The 17488-nt window shown below is 72.8% G+C and carries 14 protein-coding genes; 10 read left to right on the top strand and 4 right to left on the bottom strand.

All coding sequences use genetic code 11. From position 1 onward, the window contains the following. Nucleotides 1–147: 147 nt before the first annotated feature. Both ABD236_RS26565 and ABD236_RS26560 read right to left on the bottom strand, forming a co-directional pair. Complete coding sequence (locus tag ABD236_RS26565) at nt 148–687, bottom strand: RICIN domain-containing protein (RefSeq protein ID WP_344077690.1); 540 nt, start codon at nt 685–687, stop codon at nt 148–150. A gap of 175 nt (nt 688–862) precedes the next feature. Next, nucleotides 863–2212: an NsdA family TPR-like regulatory protein gene (locus tag ABD236_RS26560; RefSeq protein ID WP_344077687.1), complete on the bottom strand. Its 1350-nt coding sequence runs from the start codon at nt 2210–2212 to the stop codon at nt 863–865. A 135-nt stretch (nt 2213–2347) separates the two neighbouring features. On the opposite strand from ABD236_RS26560, the gene ABD236_RS26555 reads away from it, so the two are divergent. The 3 genes from ABD236_RS26555 (at nt 2348) to ABD236_RS26545 (ending at nt 3769) form a co-directional block, all read left to right on the top strand. After that, nucleotides 2348–2755, top strand: a complete 408-nt coding sequence (locus ABD236_RS26555) for a hypothetical protein (RefSeq protein WP_344077685.1) — start codon at nt 2348–2350, stop codon at nt 2753–2755. A 183-nt stretch (nt 2756–2938) separates the two neighbouring features. Further along, nucleotides 2939–3127 (top strand): hypothetical protein, encoded by a 189-nt coding sequence (locus ABD236_RS26550; RefSeq protein ID WP_344077683.1) that lies wholly within the window; start codon nt 2939–2941, stop codon nt 3125–3127. A 57-nt stretch (nt 3128–3184) separates the two neighbouring features. Further along, on the top strand, nt 3185–3769 hold the full coding sequence (locus tag ABD236_RS26545; protein WP_344077681.1) for a hypothetical protein: 585 nt from the start codon (nt 3185–3187) through the stop codon (nt 3767–3769). Here ABD236_RS26545 and ABD236_RS26540 read toward each other — a convergent pair. Beyond that, the gene (locus tag ABD236_RS26540; protein ID WP_344077678.1) at nt 3766–4167 is read right to left on the bottom strand and encodes a hypothetical protein; all 402 of its coding nucleotides are present in this window, start codon (nt 4165–4167) and stop codon (nt 3766–3768) included. The two genes, ABD236_RS26545 and ABD236_RS26540, sit on opposite strands and share 4 nt — an antisense overlap. A gap of 170 nt (nt 4168–4337) precedes the next feature. Here ABD236_RS26540 and ABD236_RS26535 point away from each other — a divergent pair, with 170 nt between their 5' ends. The 7 genes from ABD236_RS26535 to ABD236_RS26505 all read left to right on the top strand — a co-directional run bounded on the left by ABD236_RS26535 (nt 4338) and on the right by ABD236_RS26505 (nt 13042). Continuing rightward, nucleotides 4338–5426 carry an ABC transporter substrate-binding protein gene (locus ABD236_RS26535; protein ID WP_344077676.1) on the top strand — a complete coding sequence of 363 codons (1089 nt, stop codon included), beginning with the start codon at nt 4338–4340 and terminating at the stop codon, nt 5424–5426. Between the two features lie 66 nt (nt 5427–5492). Next, nucleotides 5493–6512: a FecCD family ABC transporter permease gene (locus ABD236_RS26530; protein ID WP_344077996.1), complete on the top strand. Its 1020-nt coding sequence runs from the start codon at nt 5493–5495 to the stop codon at nt 6510–6512. Beyond that, nucleotides 6509–7366 (top strand): ABC transporter ATP-binding protein, encoded by an 858-nt coding sequence (locus tag ABD236_RS26525; RefSeq protein ID WP_344077674.1) that lies wholly within the window; start codon nt 6509–6511, stop codon nt 7364–7366. The genes ABD236_RS26530 and ABD236_RS26525 overlap by 4 nt, the downstream gene beginning before the upstream one ends. Beyond that, nucleotides 7363–8751, top strand: coding sequence for an MFS transporter (locus tag ABD236_RS26520; RefSeq protein ID WP_344077672.1), 1389 nt, complete (start codon nt 7363–7365; stop codon nt 8749–8751). The genes ABD236_RS26525 and ABD236_RS26520 overlap by 4 nt, the downstream gene beginning before the upstream one ends. A 23-nt stretch (nt 8752–8774) precedes the next feature. Further along, on the top strand, nt 8775–10631 hold the full coding sequence (gene asnB, locus ABD236_RS26515; RefSeq protein WP_344077670.1) for an asparagine synthase (glutamine-hydrolyzing): 1857 nt from the start codon (nt 8775–8777) through the stop codon (nt 10629–10631). A 12-nt stretch (nt 10632–10643) separates the two neighbouring features. Continuing rightward, nucleotides 10644–11903 (top strand): cytochrome P450 family protein, encoded by a 1260-nt coding sequence (locus ABD236_RS26510; protein ID WP_344077668.1) that lies wholly within the window; start codon nt 10644–10646, stop codon nt 11901–11903. Nucleotides 11904–12088: 185 nt separating this feature from the next. Then, nucleotides 12089–13042 carry an L-tyrosine/L-tryptophan isonitrile synthase family protein gene (locus tag ABD236_RS26505; protein ID WP_344077666.1) on the top strand — a complete coding sequence of 318 codons (954 nt, stop codon included), beginning with the start codon at nt 12089–12091 and terminating at the stop codon, nt 13040–13042. On the opposite strand, the gene ABD236_RS26500 is transcribed toward ABD236_RS26505, so the two are convergent. Then, nucleotides 13039–17448, bottom strand: a complete 4410-nt coding sequence (locus ABD236_RS26500) for an nSTAND1 domain-containing NTPase (RefSeq protein WP_344077664.1) — start codon at nt 17446–17448, stop codon at nt 13039–13041. The two genes, ABD236_RS26505 and ABD236_RS26500, sit on opposite strands and share 4 nt — an antisense overlap. Nucleotides 17449–17488: the final 40 nt, after the last annotated feature.

The raw sequence follows: 17488 nt of genomic DNA, 5'->3' as shown, positions 1-17488 counted from the left end.
TAATTTGACGATTCTCGTCAAGCGTCGCCGTTCTCCCCCGGGGCCGCTCACCGGCGGCGTTCTCCCCGGCCCGTGTGCTGCGCACCTGCCGGGCGGCTGAGCGGGTGAGCGGGCCGCCGCCCGCCCACCCGCTCACCGTCGCGTACGTCAGCCGACCCGCATCCAGTGCTGGTCGCTGTGACCGTTGCAGTCCCAGATGACGACCGGCGCGCCGTCACCGCTGCCGTTGTACTGGGCCAGGCACTTGTTGCCGTCGCCGTTGGCCCAGGCCGCGTGGCTGCGGATCGAGGAGTAGCGCGGGTCGCTGGAGACGGTGTCGATGTACCACTGCTGGTCCGGGTTGCCGTTGCAGTCCCAGCCGACGACGGTGGTGCCGTTGCCGGTCGCGCCCTGCCAGGTGCCGAGGCACTGGCCGTAGCCGTTCTTGATCTCGTAGTAGGCACCGCCGCCGTCGCTGCCCTTGCGCTCGGCGACCCGCCACTGCTGGTCGGGGTTGTGGTTGCAGGTCCACAGGATGCCGAGGACCTGGTACTCCTTCGACATGTCGATGGCCAGGCAGTGGTTGCCGTTCTGGTTGACGAACTCGTTCGTCGACGTGGCCGAGGCCGCCGACGAGGTCGAGAGCGTCATCCCGGCGGCCATGGCGAGGGCCGAGGCCGTCATCAGCGCGGTCCTGAGAATTTTCATGTGTCCCCCGTTGTCGAGCGTTGTCGAGTGGTCAGGTCGGGTGGTCGCCGACCCGTCGACCATCGTCACAGCCGTCCCCAACAGGGCACTAACAGGACGCCAACAACGCGGTGGCGGGCACGGCGTTGGTCCTGGGCCTGGGGGCGGCGAGGGCTCATCAAGGGTCGGTGCCGCGTTACCCGGGCTGGCCGACGAGTGCGGGCGGGGCGATCGTGCGGGCTCGTTGGTAGAGGTCGCGGGCGGCAGTGTTCTTCAGGTGGGGGCGGATCAGGCTGAACATGGTCTTGATGCGGTCGTCGGCGCGGCCGGACTGGACCATGGGGTAGTCGTCGAGTGCCTGGTGCCATGTTGCGCAGGCTGCTTCCAGGTGGCCGACTTCCAATTGGCGTTCGGCGAGGGTGGCGCGGTGGCGGACGCGAGCACGCCGGTAGATGCCGTAGCGAAGCTGGTCGGACTGTTGCATGGCTTCGATGGAGCCGTGTACGTCGCCGAGTTCGTAGCGGACTTGGCTGACGTGGTAGTTCAGCGAGGAAGGGTCGTAGGAGCCGAACGCCTTGCTGCGTGACTCGGCGCGGTCCATGGCGGCTTCCGCCTCGTGCATGTACCGGAGGGCGCTGGTGCGGTCGCCGGTCTGCGCCGATGTGTGCGCCTGCTGCCCGGCGAGGAAGGCCCGCATCCGAGGCCCGGCCTTGGGGGAGGCGGCGGCAGCGGCATCGGCCAGCTCCATCGCCTTGGCCCCGTGCCCCAGGTCCACGGCCTGCACGCTCATGCCCCGCAGAGTCGTGCAGTAGGTCAGGTGGTCCTCTGCGGCGCCCGCCAGTTCCAGGGCTTTGATGTAGTAGCGCTGGGCGAGCCCGTGCAGGCCCTCGTCCACGGCCATGTAGCCGGTGAGGTACAGCAGGTCCGAAGCCGCCGACAGCATGGCTTGCCGGACGTTCTCCGGGGCGTCGGCCCGCAGGTACGCGGCGACCGTGTTGACCATGAACGAGGCCGCCATGGGCCGTGCGTGACGTCCGCCGAACTGGTCGTCCAGCTCCGAGACGCGTTCGGTCATGGCGACCACCATGTCCACCTCGTTCATACCGATCCGCGAGGCACGGCCGCTCTGGACGGCTTCGGCACGGCCGATGACGTCGGGCCAGCCGGGGATGGTGAGCGCGACGGAGAAGAGGCCGGCGCCCAGGACGCTTCGGCGTGACGGGTCCATGTCGAGCCTCCCCAGGTCGATCATCCCTTCCACGGTATCCGTGGCGGTGGGGGAATGACCGGAGGGGAGCGGCAGGCCCGCTTCAGCGTGGGTGACCGGGCGCCCGAGCCGCCGCGACAGGGCTTCGAGGAGGCAGGAGCGAACCGCTGGGCGCGGCATGGTGCCGTCGAGCCAGTGGCTCACCGCGGATTCCTCGTAGCGCAGCGGGGTGCCGGTCTCCGGGCCGATGCGGTTCACGGCCCGTGCGAACTGGCGTTGCGTCCAGCGGGTCTCGGTGAGCAAGCGGGCCAGAGCCGCGTTCGGCGTGCGCGTCGCCATGACCATCAACTCCCCGCGCTCTCAAGGACTTTCAAGGCTTTCAAGTCCCCACGTTGCGGCAACGGTACCGCCGTGTGTGGTCACGCGGTTGCGTAGAGGAAGCAGAGACCGCAACGGAAACGGAGCTGGGGCACCGTGGACACGCACAGCGAAGCGCGACGCATCGGGGCGCAACTCGCCGAGGAGCTGCACCTGGCCTTCCTGGCCCGGGGCTTCTACATCCCTATGGGTGCGGCTGCCCCGATAGGGGGACGGGCGTACGTGGACGTGGAGCCGGTACGCGACGACGTGGCGCACCGGCTGATCGAGGTCCTTGGCCCTCCCCCACTGACCATGCCGGATGCCGGAGATCCGTGGGCCGTCGCGGAGGAGGCGTTGAAGGATCTACGGCGATCACTGTGCGCCGCCAACATCACCCTCCCTTCCCTGGGCATCGATGAACCCCGCGGAGCCAACCAGACGGTCCTGGTCGAACTGGGCAACGCCCACCCGGCCGTCGTCCGACAGCTCGCACACACCATCGCGAAGGGGGCGGAGCGGTGAGGACAAGCCCCTGGGGAGAGCTGCGCAGACACATCGCGGCACACGAGCGGCGGTGCGCGGCGGAGTGCGAGTGGCTGGAGGCAGTGGTCCCCAAGATCCAAGCGGCGGCCTCCGTGCTTGCCCGGGATCTCGCAGCGGCCTGCGAGCCGGACCAGGCCCAGGGGCAGGCGGAGGACGACTGCCGTGCGTGACATCTACTGGTGCGAGGTCACCGCGTACAGGATCTACACCCTCGGCTGCCACGACGACATGGCCCGGTACGCCCTGTCCGCCGTCTCCCTCGCCGTACTGCGTAGCTCCAGACGGCACGACATGGCCCCCGGCAGGCCGCGTGGCACACCCCATGAGCCCCCGCCCGTCTGCCCCGTATGACGGCGGTCGGCAGACGGGCGGGCCCACCGATGCACCCAACCGAAGGAGAGTGCAGCAGTGTCCGTAACGCTAGTACGACCGACCCCAGAACGGGTCGCGGAGCGAGCCCGCCAGATCCTGAGCACCATCGAGGCCGACCCGGAGTACGACCGGCTGCGCACCGCGTGCGCGAAGTACGACGAGGACTGGACCAGCTTCATGGGCTACGCCCTCGTCGACGGATTCGACATCGCGCACGACACCGAGCCCCTGTTCCCCGAAGCCGTGCGCGCCATGGCGATCAAGTCCGCCGTCTACGAGATGACCGAGGGCGACGAGGAGGCCGCGGAAGTCCCCGTGGCCATCCCCGTCGACGAGATGATCCACGCGCTCGCCGCACAGTTCACGGTCTTGTCCCGCATCCAGGACCGGACCGGCATCAAGTTCGTCCACGCCACCGACCGCGAGGCCATCGGCGCGTGGGACCACGGCGACTACACCCACCAGGTCTACCGGGCCGCGTGGGGGCCGATGAACGAGCGGTACTGGTTCGGCAAGGACGAGACCGCCAAGCGCAGGGCGGCCGTCATGGCGAAGTACGAACCCGTCGGCATCCTCGACGGGGGCCGCCGCTTCACACCCGGCTTCGCCACGGCCAGCTAGTTGAGCGCACGGCGCAGCACCTGGACCACGTCCACCTGCGGGAACACCCGGGGAATCTCCTCGGCAGCTTGCTCGATGAGCACTTCCAGCACGCCGGGCGCTGCGCTGTGCATCACCTCGTACAGATACGCGTCGAGGCCAGCCGGACTGTCCGGCAGCTTCAGCTCCACCGTGAACGGGATGCCGTCGGTCTTGTACCGGCCCGGCGGCAGCCCCACCTTGTGCGGGTGCACACACACTGGGACGCCGGCCGTCGTATACCGGTGGCCGTCGACAGGACTGAACGGTGCTTCCGCCGACGGCCGCTCGAACACGTCGAACTCACCGATCGGGTATCGGCGCGAGGGGCAGATGCCGCACGAAGGATGCTCGCCACCGGTGACGAAGGCGTCAGCCATGGACGGCAGCGTACCGCTCTCGCGTAAGCGCATCGGCCGACCTCCGCAGGGAGGAACCCCCGCTCCAGCCGAAGATCACAGATGCCGGGAACTCATCCGCAATGCGCCCCGACTACTGGAACCGGGCGGCAGAGGTCCGTCCGCGTACCAAGTGGACCTGGAGAGTTTCGATGCGTTCTCGCGTGTGGTGGCCGACGACGGCCGTGGTGCTCGGCCTCCTGGTGGCGGGCTGCGGCGATGGGGACAAGGACGCCGGGAGCAAGGACGGCAAGGACAAGGACGCGGTCGCCGGGGCCGCCGTGTCCGCCGGTGGGTTCCCCGTGTCCGTCACCGACTGCATGGGCGCCAGGACCACCTTCGCCGCTGCCCCGAAGAAGATCGTCACCAGTAACGCGGCCGCGCTCGAACTCCTGCTGCGGCTCGGCGCCGGGGACAAGGTCATCGGCACCGGCTTCCCGCCCGGCAAGGGCACCCTGCCCGCCGAACTGGACGCCAGGGCGCAGCAGGTGAAGGTGCTGGGCAAGACGGTCATCGCCAAGGAGAAGCTGCTCGGCTCCGGCGCGGATCTCTACATCGACACCTTTGCCTCGATGGGCGGCATGGGCGGCGGGATGGGTGACGCGCCCACCGAGGCCGAGTTCAAGGCCGCCGGGATCAAGCACGTCTTCCTGAAGTCCACCGCCTGCGCCGCCAACCGCAAGAGCCCGGTCACCGATCTCTCCGCCGTCCAGGACGACATCACCTCGCTCGGCGCCGTCACCGGCACCTCGGGGGAGGCGAAGGAACTGGTCGCGGGGATGAAGCGGACCGTGGACGGCGTCACGTCGGCCATCGGGTCGACCCCCCAGAACGCCCGGCCCACGTACTTCTTCTTCGACTACGACGCCGGCACCAAGCAGCCCTCCGTCGTCTGCAACCGGCAGGTCGCCCACGCCGTGATCACCCTCGCCGGTGCCCGCAACGCCTTCGGCGACTGCGACGGCGACTTCAAGCAGGTCGGGTGGGAGGACGTCATCGCCAAGAACCCCAACTGGATCCAGCTCGGCGTACGCGACCGGGGCGGCGAGGCCGCCAACAAGGCCGCGTTCGACGAGGCCGAGAAGTGGCTGAAGGACAACCCGGCCACCAAGGGCCTGAAGGCCGTCAAGGAAGGCCACTTCGTACGGATCGGCTCCGAGCGGACCACCATCGCCGGTGTGTCCAACGCCGACACCGTTCGCGACATCGCCAAGACGATCTACCCCGGCAAGGTCGGCTGAGCCGTCGTGGTGTCCGTCGTCTCGTCGCGCGAGCGCGCCCCCGACTCCGGTACGCGCAAGCGCGCCCTGTCCGCCCCCGCCCTCGCCGCCGTCCTCACCGTCGCCCTGCTCGCCGCCCTCACCGCCGCCGTGTCCTTCGGTTCCACCTCCATCGCGCCCGGCGAGGTGTGGGGTGTGGTGGGGCGCAGGCTGTCGGGGGAGGCGCCCCGGCCGGGCACCGACGACCTGATCGTGTGGCAGCTGCGGGTACCGCGCGCGCTGCTGGCCGCGTTCGTCGGCGCCGGGCTCGGTGTCGTCGGTACGGCCGTGCAGGCCCTCGTACGCAATCCGCTCGCCGACCCGTATCTGCTCGGCATCTCCAACGGCGCCTCGCTGGGCGCCGTCGCCGCCATCGTGCTGGGCGCCGGGGCGGGCGGCGCGCTCGGGCTCGGGCTCTCCGGCGCCGCCTTCGCGGGGGCGCTGGCCACCTTCGCGCTGGTGTGGGCGGTGGCCCGCCGCGGCGGCGGGTTCGCTCCGCTGCGGCTGGTCCTCGCCGGGGTCGCCATCGGGCAGTTCCTGTCCGGCTTCACCAGCTATCTCGTCCTTCAGGCCGGGGACGAACAGCAGACCCGCAGTGTGCTGTTCTGGCTGATGGGCAGTCTCAGCGGCGCCACCTGGTCGCTGCTCGCGGTGCCCGCCATCGCCGTCCCGCTCGCGCTGCTGGCCCTCCAGGCCCGCGCCCGGGGCCTGAACGCCCTGCTCATGGGCGACGAGACGGCGGCCGGGCTCGGCATCGACGTCGTACGGCTGCGGCGCGAGCTGTTCCTCGTCACCAGCGTCCTGACCGGTGTCCTGGTGGCCGTCTCGGGGGCGATCGCCTTCGTGGGGCTGATGGTGCCGCACGTGTGCCGCCTCCTCGTCGGCGGCGACCACCGCAGGCTGCTGCCGCTCTCGGCGCTGCTGGGCGCGCTGCTGCTGGTGGTCGTGGACACCGTGTGCCGTACGGCGATGGACGCGCAGGAGCTGCCCGTCGGCGTCGTCACCTCACTGATCGGCGCTCCGGCGCTGCTGTATCTGCTGGACCGGCGGCTGGGGAGCGGCAGTTGAGAATCGACATCGAGGACCTGCACGTCGCCTACGGCGGCCGTACCGTCGTCGCCGGGGCGCACCTGTTCGCCGCCGAGGGCGAGATCACGGGACTGGTCGGGCCGAACGGCAGCGGCAAGTCGACCCTGCTGCGTACCGTCTACCGGCATCTCAGGCCCGCCGCCGGGCGGGTGCTGCTGTCCGGCACCGATCTGCGCCAGCTGAGCCCCGTCCAGGCGGCCCGGCACGTGGCCGCGCTGCCGCAGGAGCGGGGCGGCGACTTCGAGCTGAGCGTGCGCGAGGTCGTCGCCATGGGCCGCACCCCCTACAAGCGGGCCTTCGCCGCCGAGGACGCCACCGACGCGGACATCGTGGCGCGCGCCCTCGGCGACGTCGGCATGGCCGGCCACGCGGGGCGCCGCTTCACCGAGCTGTCCGGCGGCGAGCGCCAGCGCGTGCTGCTCGCGCGGGCCTTCGCCCAGCAGCCGGACGTCCTCGTCCTGGACGAGCCGACCAACCACCTCGACGTGCGCCACCAGGTCGAACTCCTCGCCCTGCTGCGCGACCGGCGCCGTACGACCTTCGTCTCGCTGCACGACCTCAACGCCGCCGCCTCCGTCTGCGACCGCCTCCACGTCCTGCACGCCGGGCACGTCGTCGCCTCCGGCACCCCGCGCGAGGTGCTCACGCCCGCGCTGATGGCGGAGGTGTTCGGGGTGCGGGCGGCGGTGGTGGACCACCCGCTGACCGGGGATCCGCTGATCGCGTTCGACCATCGGGCGACGGCGGACACGGGCACCTCGGCGGATGCGCACACCTCCGCGGACGCCGACGCGGGCACGGCCCCGGACGCCGCCGAGGAGGTACGGATATGAGCCGCACCCCGGGCGCCGAGGCGCCCCCCGTCGACCGCTGGTCCCTCGTCGCCGTCGCCGGGCTGCTCTCCTTCGTCGCGATGCTCGACATGAACATCGTGAACGTGGCGCTCGCCGACATCTCCTCCTCGCTGCACGTCTCGGCCGCCACCGCCCAGTGGGCGGTCCTCGGCTACCAACTGCCCGTCGTCGCCCTGCTGCTGCCCGTCGGCCGCTGGCTCGACGGGGTCGGCCCGCGGCCCGCGCTGCTGACCGCGACCTGCGGGTTCGCGGTGTGCAGCGCGCTGGCCGCGCTCTCCCCGTGGGCGGCCTGGCTGATCGCCGCCCGGCTGGGGCAGGGCGCGTTCGGGGCCGTCCTGTTCGTCCTGATGCCCGTCCTCGCGATGCGCTCGGTACGGCCCGAGCTGCGCGGCCGCGCCATGAGCGTGCCCGCCACCCTCGGCCCGCTCGGCGCGGTCACCGGGCCCGCGCTGGGCGGACTGCTCCTGGACCAGCTGGGCTGGCGCGCGGTGTTCCTCGTCAAACTCCCCGTCTGCGTACTGGCCCTGGCGGTTGCCTGGAAGGCGATGCCCAGGGACGGGCGGCTGCGCGCCCCCGACCGGCGCTCGGCCGCCGACGCGCTCCTGGTGGGCACGGGCGTGAGCGTCCTCCTGGTCACCCTCACCCTCGCCGCCTCGCACGGCTCGTGGTGGCTGCTCGCCGCGCCCGCCGCCGCGGGGCCCCTGTGGTGGTGGCTGCGCGGGCCCGGCGGGCGCCCGGTGACCGGGGCCCTGCGCGCCTCGGGCCTGTACCGGGCGCACGGCGCCGTGCTGGCGCTGGCGGCCGGTTTCGCCGCCATGCACTACGTGGTCGCACTGCACCTCCAGCGCGACGACGGCGTCAGCGCCACCTCCACCGGCCTGACCGTGCTCGCCTTCCCCCTCGGCATGGGACTCGCCGGCCCACTCGGCGGACGCCTCGCCGACAAATACGGCGCCCGGCCCGTCGCCACCGCCGGCGCCGTGCTCACCGCCGCCGGTCTCCTCCTGCTCGTCCCCCTCGGCGACACCTGGTCCCCGCCCGACGTCGCCTGGCGCCTGGCGCTCGCGGGTCTCGGCATGGGCCTGAACGGCGGCCCCACCCAGGCGCTCGTCATGGGCGCCGCCGCGCCCGAGCGGGCGGCCACCGTCGGCTCGGCCGTCCAGCTCGCCCGCAGCCTCGGCTTCACCCTGGGACCTGCCCTGGCCACCGCCGCGTGGGGCCTGGCCGGGGACGGCGACGGCGTGCGGGCCGGGCTCGCGCTCGCCGCCGTCGCCGCGTGCCTGGCCGTGCCACTGCTCGCCGTCCCCGTCCGTACCCCGCTGAAGGCACAGGCCACCGACCCGGTGTCCGCCGCCCGTTCCTGAACCTGGAAACCTGGAGTTGCCCCATGTGCGGAATCACCGGCTGGGTGTCCTTCCGCGACACCCGCGAGGCGCGTGACACCCACGACGCCCGCGCCCGTACGCCCGTCATCGAGGCCATGACCGCGGCCCTCACCCCGCGCGGCCCCGACGCGGGCGGCGTCTGGCTCGACGAGCACGCCGCGATCGGCCACCGGCGCCTGGCCGTCATCGACCCGGCGGGCGGCGTCCAGCCCATGCCCGACCGCCCCGACGCCCCCACCGCCGTCCTCTCCTACAGCGGCGAGATCTACAACCACCACCAACTGCGGGCCGAGCTGCGCCGGTTGGGGCACACCTTCCACACCCGCAGCGACACCGAGGTCGTGCTGCGCGCCTACGCCCAGTGGGGCACCTCCCTCGCCGACCACCTCGACGGCATGTTCGCCTTCGCCGTCTGGGACGCCCGCGCCCAGCGCCTCCTCCTCGTCCGCGACCGGCTCGGCGTCAAACCCCTGTTCTGGGCGCCCGTCGACGGCGGCCTCGCCTTCGCCTCCGAACCCAAGGCCCTCTTCCGCCACCCCGAGCTCCACCCCCGGGTGGACGCCGACGGCCTGCGCGAGGCGTACAGCCTGCTCTTCAACACCGGCCCCACGGTGTGGTCGGGCGTGCGTGAGGTCGAGCCCGGCGGCCTGCTGGTGCTGGACCGGGGCGGCCTGCGCGAGCACCGCTACTGGCAGCTGGCGGCGGGCGTGCACGGCGACGACCAGGACACCGCCGTCGACCGCGTCCACCACCTGCTCTCCACCGCCGCCCGCGCCCAGCTGGAAGCCGACGTACCGCTGTGCAGCCTGCTGTCCGGCGGTATCGACTCCACCGTCCTGACCGCCCTGCTCGCCGACGAACTGCGGCTGCGCGAGGGCCCGGACGCCCGGCTGCGCTCGTACGCCGTCGACTACAGCGACCAGGCCGAGCGGTTCACCGGCGACGTGCTGCGCACCGGCCACGACACCCCGTATGCGACCGAGGCCGGCGCCCATATCGGCACCGAGCACTCCACCGTCGTCCTGGACCCGCGCGCCCTGCTCGACCCCGAACACCGCAAGGCCGTCGTGGTGGCCCGCGACTCGCCCATCGGCGTGGGCGACATGGACACCTCGCTGTATCTGCTGTTCGGCGAGATCCGCCGGCACTCCACGGTCGCCCTCTCCGGGGAGGCGGCCGACGAGGTGTTCGGCGGCTACCCCTGGTTCCACAACCCCAAGGCGCTCGCCGCCACCACCTTCCCCTGGCTGCTGGTGACCGGCGACGAGGCGGCGATGCCGCTCAACCCGGATCTCGGCCTGCGCATCGGGGAGTTCCGCGACGACACCTACCGCAGCGCGCTCGCCGCCGTGCCGCACGCCGACGGCGAGAGCCCCACAGAGCACCGCCAGCGCGAGATGCAGCACCTCTCGCTCACCCGCTGGCTGCGCCAGCTCCTGCACCGCAAGGACCGGCTCAGCATGGCGCAGGGCCTGGAGGTCCGCGTCCCCTACTGCGACCACCGGCTCGTCGAGTACGCCTTCGCCACCCCGTGGGCCCTCAAGTCCTTCGACGGCCGCGAGAAGAGCCTGCTGCGCGCGGCGGGCGCGGGCCTGGCCCCCGAGTCGGTGCTGTGGCGCCCCAAGAACCACTACCCCGCCACCCACCACCCCGACTACAACCGCGGCCTTCAGAACATGGCCCGCGACGCGCTCGGCGCCTGCGGCGGCACGGTCCGCGACCTCGCCGACGAGACGCAGATCAAGCCGTGCCTGGACACCCCTCCCGACCAGCTCCAGTGGGGCCACCGGCTCCGCCTGGAGCGTGTCGTCGACCTCGCCCTGTGGCTGGACCACCACCAGCCCGAACTCGCCCTCTGAGGAGCGCCCTTCATGACCCTCCAGGAACCGCTGCCCCTCTCCGACCGGGCCGCCGCCGAGCCCGTCCCGCTGATGGGCTGCCCGTACAAGCGTGACCCGTACCCGCTGTACGAGAAGATGCGCGAGGACGGGCCCATCCACCGGGTCCTGTTCCCCAGCGGGGTGCACGCCTGGCTCGTCACCGGGTACGAGGCCGCCCACTCCGCCCTGAACGACGACCGCCTCGGCAAGAACCACGACCGGGGCAACGCCCGCTGGCGCGAGCGCGCCTCGATCATGCCCGAGCCGCAGCACTCCCAGCTCCAGGTGCATCTGCTGCACCAGGACCCGCCGCGGCACACCCGGATGCGGCGGTATGTGACGGACGCCTTCACCCCGCGCCGCGTGGACGCGCTGCGGCCCCGGTTCCAGGAGCTGGCCGACGCGCTCGTGGACGCCCTGCCCCCGGCGGGCCCCGCCGACCTGGTCGCCGCCTTCGCCGCGCACTTCCCCTTCCAGGTCCTCGCCGAGACCATCGGGCTGCCGGCCGCCCTGGCCGCGCGCTTCGACCGCGACTGGGGCAAGGTGGTCCAGCCGGTCGGGCCCACCGACCCCGGGCGCCCGGTGTACGAGGCGCGGCTGCACGGGCTCCAGTCGTACATAGCCGAGGTCGTCGCCCACAAGCGCGCGCACCCGGACGACGACCTGCTGAGCCGTCTCGTCGTGGCGCGCGACGAGGGCGAGCTGACCCGCGAAGAGCTCGACTCCATGATCTTCCAGCTGCTCGTGGCGGGCCAGGAGCCGGTCACCAACCAGATCACCACCGCGCTCGTCGCGCTCCTTCGCCACCCCGACCAGCTGGTCCGGCTGCGCGACGACCCCGCGCTGCTGCCGCGCGCGGTCGAGGAACTGCTGCGCTACGACAGCGCCTTCGAGCTCACCACCTGGCGTTTCCTCGCCTCGGACGACGAGCTGCACGGCACGGTGGTGCCCGCCGGGGACTCGGTGATCGTGTCGCTGTGCGCGGCCAACCGGGATCCCCGGCGGTTCGAGGACCCGGACGCGCTGGTTCTTGACCGCTCCCCCAATCCGCACCTCGCCTTCGGGCACGGCATCCACTTCTGTCCGGGGGCCGCGCTGGCCCGGGCCGAGCTCCAGATCGCGCTGGGCACGGTGCTTTCTCGTCTGCCCGGGTTGCGGCTCGCTGTCGCGGACGAGGATCTGGAGTGGGTGCAGGCGGTGCTCGGTCGCGGTACGGCGCGGCTGCCGGTCGCGTACGACCGTCGTGTCTGACCGTCCCTTCTGACGCCTGAGCCCCGGCTCTGCGGCCCCGGCTTCGCCGGGAAGGGTCGTGATTCGGCTGCGGGCCGGTTCGGGCTGGTCGCGCAGTTCCCCGCGCCCCTATGGGGCTTCACGGCGCCCGGCATCCGCCAGGGCGCCATACCGCCATGCCCTGACATCCCCTCCTGGAGCTGACCATGTCGCTGACGACAGCGCCGACGACCGCGCCGGACCGCCTCTCCACGAGCCTGAGCGCCTCGATCCTCGATCTGCTGCTGCCGCACCACCGCACCACGGACCGCCCGGACACGCCCCCGGGGGCGCACGCCTTCCCCCACCAGCTGCGCCAGATCTCCGCCTTCGTACGTGCCGGGGCGCCCGTCGTCCTCACCCTGCCCGGCTTCCCGTGCAAGTCCCCCAACCCCGCCAAGGTGCTTGGCCACCTCCCCGACCAGGGCGAACGCCTCTCCCTCCGCTTCCTCGACTCCCTGTGCAGAGCCATCGGCCGGATATACCCACCGGGCGCCCGGATCGTCATCTGCTCCGACGGCCATGTCTTCGGCGACCTCGTCCACGTCCCCGACGACCACATCGACGCGTACGCCGACGAGTTGCGCGCGCTCATCGCCGCCGCCGGACTGGACCGGCTCTCCGTCTTCGACCTGCGTGACGTCCTGGGCGATCTGCCGCACGCCGCCAAGCGCGCCCACGTCCACGAGCGGTACGCCCCGAGCGTGGAGGCCCTGCGCGCCGAGGTCCGTACCGACGAGCAGACCCTCGCCCTGTACCGGGGCATCACGCGGTTCCTGGTCGAGGACACGGCCCGTTTCGCCGGCACGAGGTCGGCGCTCCAGCGCGAGTGCCGCCTCCGGGCGTACGGCGTGATCCAGCGCAGCCGCGCCTGGGGCGATCTGATCGCCGACCACCACGGCGACGCCGTACGCCTGTCCATCCATCCGCAGCCGGTGGGCGCCGCCAAGTTCGGCATCCGCCTGCTGGAGGCGCCCGACGCGTGGACCACACCGTGGCACTCGGCGGCGCTGCGGCGGGCGGACGGCACCTGGACGCTGATGCCAAGCGCGGCGGCGGCCCCCCTCGGCCATCTCGTCGAGCAGGACGGACGGCCGAGCCACTTCGAGCAGCGGGCCTAGGGCCTGTCGGGCGCCGGGCAGATCCGCTTCGGCAGGCCGCCCGCCAGGCTCCGGCGCTCCTCCGGGTCGAGGTCGCGGCCCAGCACCTCGCACACGCGCGACTTCCAGCGGCCGGGGTCGAAGCGGAGCAGGTCCACCCGCGCGTCCTGGCCGGTCCGCAGCACGACCTTGGCGTCCTGCGGGGCCGCGATGAAGGTCTGGGAGGCGTCGAAGTCGTACGACTGCACCTTGCCGGGGTCGGAGGGCTTCAGGAAGCGGACGGAGGTGTCGTTGGCAAGGAAGAACTCGGAGGTGTCGCCCACGAATCCGGCCTTGTAGCCGTCGAAGTCCTTCAGCGGCCCGATCGGCCCGTACACCTTCTGCGGGGCTCCGCCGGGCCGTAGCGACCACAGCTCGACCATGCCTCCGCCTGTGCGCACCGCCGCGTACCGTCCGCTGCGGTCGAAACCCGCGTCGATCACGTCGGATCCCAGGTGAAGTGTCCTGTCCTCGTGGCCCGTTCGCAGATCGACGAGGTGTACGGCCGGGTCTCCGGAGATGATGACCTGCACATGGCCCGGCGTGGGGTGGCGGAACAGCCTGAACTTGGGGTTCCTGTCCTTGCTGATCCCCGCGTCGCCCACCTCGAACGGCCGCGACAGGCGTTTGCCGGTGCGGGCGTTCCAGTGCTCGACCAGGCTGCCGGAGACGGTGACGAGCTCGTCGTCGGCGGTGAACACGTACTCCACCTGTTCCTGCTTGCCCTCCTTGAGGGGCGGCTCGGCGGTGCTGATCTGTGCCACCTCACGCAGGGTGGCGGTGTCCCGGATCATCACCGTGGTGCGGCCCACGAGGTCGGCCAGCAGGGTCTCGGCCCGGTTGATCTTCAGGTCGGACGGGGGCTGCGGGGCCGTCGCCGGGTCGCGTTTCACCTCGGTGAGGACCTTCGGGGAGCCGGGGGCGTCCCATGCCGTCGCGGTCGAGTCGATCAGCACCAGCTGTTCGCCGTTCTTGCCCAGGTGGGCGAGCATCCGGTCGCCGCTGTGGAGCAGCACCGGCGTGCTGGTGAGATGGGTGGTGTCCATCCCCAGCCGCCACCCGGTGATGGCGGTGTCCTCCCGGGCGGCCATGGTGAGGGCCGACCCCCGCCCGAGTAGGCGCATGTTGGTGAGCGACACGGTCCTGGGGCCGGAGAACGGCTTCGCCTCCCTGCCCGGGCGGGTGTCGACGAGATACCAGCCGCCGCTCTGGAACACCGCGTACCGCTCTCCCGTACGGTCGATGGCCAGGCCGTGGCAGGGCGCGGTGGCGGTGTGGCGGTGGATCTGGCGGCCGTCCGCGACCCGGACGGCCTGGTAGGTGGGAGTGCTGACGGTGGCGCCCGCCCGGCAGACGACCAGGACGCCGCCGTCGCCGGACAGGCCGAGCTGCGCGATGCTCCCGTCCGTACTGGCCCGTTCCGCCAACTGGCGGATCTTTCCGGTGCCGATGTCGACCGCGACCATGGTCGACTCCTGGGGCGAGGGGCCGGGCCGCTGGGCCACCAGGGTGTTCTCGTCGGGGCCGTACCAGACCGCCTGCGCCTTCGGCCCGGGCTGCGGCAGTTGCCGTCGCGTACCCGCGCGCAGCTCCCACAGCCACAGCTGCCCCTCGGCGTCGACCGCCACCGCGCGGGCGCCGCTCGGGGACAGGGCGGCCATGCCGTCCGAGCCCGCGAACAGCCCGGCGCGGGCCTTGAGGGGGCCTTCGCCGTCGATCCGCCGCGTGCTCTTCAGCAGGTGTTCCGCGTCCCGGGCCGCCGGATCCACGTCGTGCCAGAACAGCGTCCCGTCCTTCGCCCCCAGGTAGGCGATCCGCCGGCCGTCCCCGCTCACCATCGGGCCACGGGCCTTGTCCGGGAACTGAAGCGGTGTGCGCAGGACCCTGCCCCGGGAACGTACGTACAGCGTCGCGCGGCCCTCCTTGGTCGTCACCAGCGTCACCGTGCCGTCCGCGCTCATCGCGACCGCGTCGACCTTCCCCTGAGTGCCCGTCAGCACCCAGTCCGCGTCCTTGAACTGGTCGTAGCGGCGCAGCAGCGCGCTGCGGGCCTCCTGGGTGGGGGCGATGTCGTACGCGGCGATCGCGGCCAGGGCCGCCTGCCCCGGGTCGGTCCCGGTGAGGTCGCGCGACATGCTGGCCAGGGCGCGCGAGCGGGCCTCCGCCCGGCGCTGCTCGCTGACGTGCGCCTGGTAGACCAGGAAGGTGCCGAGCCCGGCGATCAGCGCGAGCACCAGGGCGGCGGCGGTCCAGGCCGCGCGCAGCCGGGTGCGGCGGTCGCGGTGGCGGCGCCGGGCCAGCTCCAGGAACTCCCGTTCCCGCTCGCTCAGTTCGCGCTCCCGGCCGCCGCTGAGCCAGTGTTCGGTTGCGGCGAGCTGGCGGGGGCCGGGCAGCAGATCGGGGGTGCGGCCGCCGCGCTCCCAGCGCCGGCGGTCGTGGGCCAGTTCCGCCCGGCCCGCGAGGAACTCGGCGTCCGCCCTGACCTGGCGGCGCAGCGCGGGCCAGGCGGTGACCAGGGCCTCGTGGGCGAGTTCGGCGGTCTCCGGCTCCTTCTCGCCGCCGTGCAGGACGAGCAGGCGCCGCTCGGCGAACGCCCGCGCCAGCGCCCACCGCTCCTCGCCCGCCTCCTGCCGGGTGAGTCTGCGGCGCAGGGGGGTCTCGCTGCCGGGGTGGACCCGGACCAGTCCGGTGAGCAGCCGCAGCGCCTCGGCCCGCGTCCCTTCGGCTTCCCTGCCCTCGGCCTGCGTCCCCGGCCCGACTATCCCGACTACGTCGCTCCAGGCCCGCTCGGAGTGGAGCTCCAGCGCGCCGCGTACGCCGCCCATCTCCTCGTACGCCGCCGAGCGCAGCCGTCCGGCGGACCGCCGCTCCCACAGCTGTTCCAGGACGAAGCCGAGCAGCGGCAGGATGCCCGGCTCGCCGCCCGCGTCGTGCAGGATCTGCCGCTCCAGGCCCGGGTCGTACGCCACCGCCGGGACTCGCTCCAGCGGCCGGACGACGACCTCGCGCAGCTGGTCGGGGGTCATGGGGGTGAGCGGGAGCGTGGCGCCGGCGCGCAGGGCGGGGCCCAGGCGCGGGTGCTTGAGCGTCGCGTCCATGAAGTCGGAGCGCAGGGTGAGCAGGACGCGCGACCTCGGCGCGGGGTGCGCGGGAAAGAGCAGGTCGGCGGCCTGGTCCAGCTCGTCGCCGGTACGGTCGAGGAGGGCCTCGGCCTGGTCCAGGACGATCAGGAGCCGACCGGAGGAGGTGCCCGTGGCCCGGTGGAGGGTGTCGGCCAGGCCGAGCGAGGTGAGCCAGGCCTCGACCTGGTCGGCGCCGGAGGCCCGGGCGGGCAGCCCGTACGCCCCGGAACGTATCCGCTCGTACAGCTCGGTGGCGAGCGCGGCCCGGGGGGAGGCGATGCGCCCGGCGTTCACCACCAGCACGTCGTATCCGGCCTGCCGCATCCGGGGGACCACTCCGGCCAGGGCGAGCGAGGACTTGCCCGAGCCGGACGGCCCGTACAGCGTGACGGCCCGGTGCTCGCCCCGCAGGGCGCGGACGACCTCGTCGATGTCGTCGTCGCGGCCGAAGTAGACGTCCGCGTCGCTCTCCTGGAAGGTGGCGAGCCCCCGGAACGGCGAGGCGGGGCTGATGACGACGGCGAGCGCGGGCACCTCCCTGAGCAGGGTGCGGGTGCTGAGAACGAAGGCCTGCTGGGCGTCCTGTTCGGGCTGGGCGGCCACGACGAGGCCGACGGCGGCGCCGAGTTCGTTGTCCCAGACGGGGCTGCCGCTGAACCCCCGCCGGACGTGGGCGCTCTGCCCGTCGGCCCGCGACAGCTGGATCCAGCCCTCGCTGGTGGCCCCGCTGAACTTGCCCCGGAACCACACCTCGCCCGGCTCCCCGCCGGTGAAGCCGACGGCTCGGGCGCCGTGTTCCCAGACGGTGTCGGGGTCGGCCATGGGGAGGGGCTCGGTGCCGGGGACGGGCTCGGGGAGGCGGAGGACGGCTATGTCGCCGGTGCGGTCGGGGCGGGTGGGGATCCAGTGTTCGACGGTGGCGAGGGCGAGGGCGGGGGCGGGGGGCCGGGCGGAGCCCGGAGGGTCGTCGTGGCCGGCCCCTGTTTCGGCTTCGGCCGCCGCCCCGGCCCCGGTCGCACGCATCACGGGCCCGGCCGTCCCGGCCCCGGCCCCGGCCAGCGGGAAGTCGACGGTGAGCACGGCTCCCGTCGCCACGTTCTCCTGACGGGACAGCCCCAGGGCGTCCGAGACCACGTGGGCGCAGGTCACCACCAGGTCCGGGGCGACGAGGGCGCCCGCGCCGCAGACCGCGCCGCCGCGCCCCGTGATCCGTACGACCGTCGAGGCCAGCACCTCGTCCGCGCTCCGCGACCGCGCCCCCGTCACCACGACCTCCGCGTCCTCGCGCCCCCGGGTTGGCGGGACA

The organism is Streptomyces crystallinus (genome assembly GCF_039521265.1).
GTDB lineage: Bacteria > Actinomycetota > Actinomycetes > Streptomycetales > Streptomycetaceae > Streptomyces > Streptomyces crystallinus.
Note: the sequence above shows the minus strand (reverse complement) of the source record. Positions and strands in the feature narration are given on the sequence as shown.

Excerpts from the sequence above, each read along its gene's own strand:
- ABD236_RS26540 (WP_344077678.1), bottom strand. The coding sequence starts at position 4,167 with ATGGCTGACGCCTTCGTCACCGGTGGCGAGCATCCTTCGTGCGGCATC.
- ABD236_RS26565 (WP_344077690.1), bottom strand. The coding sequence starts at position 687 with ATGAAAATTCTCAGGACCGCGCTGATGACGGCCTCGGCCCTCGCCATG.
- asnB (WP_344077670.1), top strand. The coding sequence starts at position 8,775 with ATGTGCGGAATCACCGGCTGGGTGTCCTTCCGCGACACCCGCGAGGCG.
- ABD236_RS26520 (WP_344077672.1), top strand. The coding sequence starts at position 7,363 with ATGAGCCGCACCCCGGGCGCCGAGGCGCCCCCCGTCGACCGCTGGTCC.
- ABD236_RS26510 (WP_344077668.1), top strand. The coding sequence starts at position 10,644 with ATGACCCTCCAGGAACCGCTGCCCCTCTCCGACCGGGCCGCCGCCGAG.
- ABD236_RS26505 (WP_344077666.1), top strand. The coding sequence starts at position 12,089 with ATGTCGCTGACGACAGCGCCGACGACCGCGCCGGACCGCCTCTCCACG.
- ABD236_RS26560 (WP_344077687.1), bottom strand. The coding sequence starts at position 2,212 with ATGGCGACGCGCACGCCGAACGCGGCTCTGGCCCGCTTGCTCACCGAG.
- ABD236_RS26535 (WP_344077676.1), top strand. The coding sequence starts at position 4,338 with ATGCGTTCTCGCGTGTGGTGGCCGACGACGGCCGTGGTGCTCGGCCTC.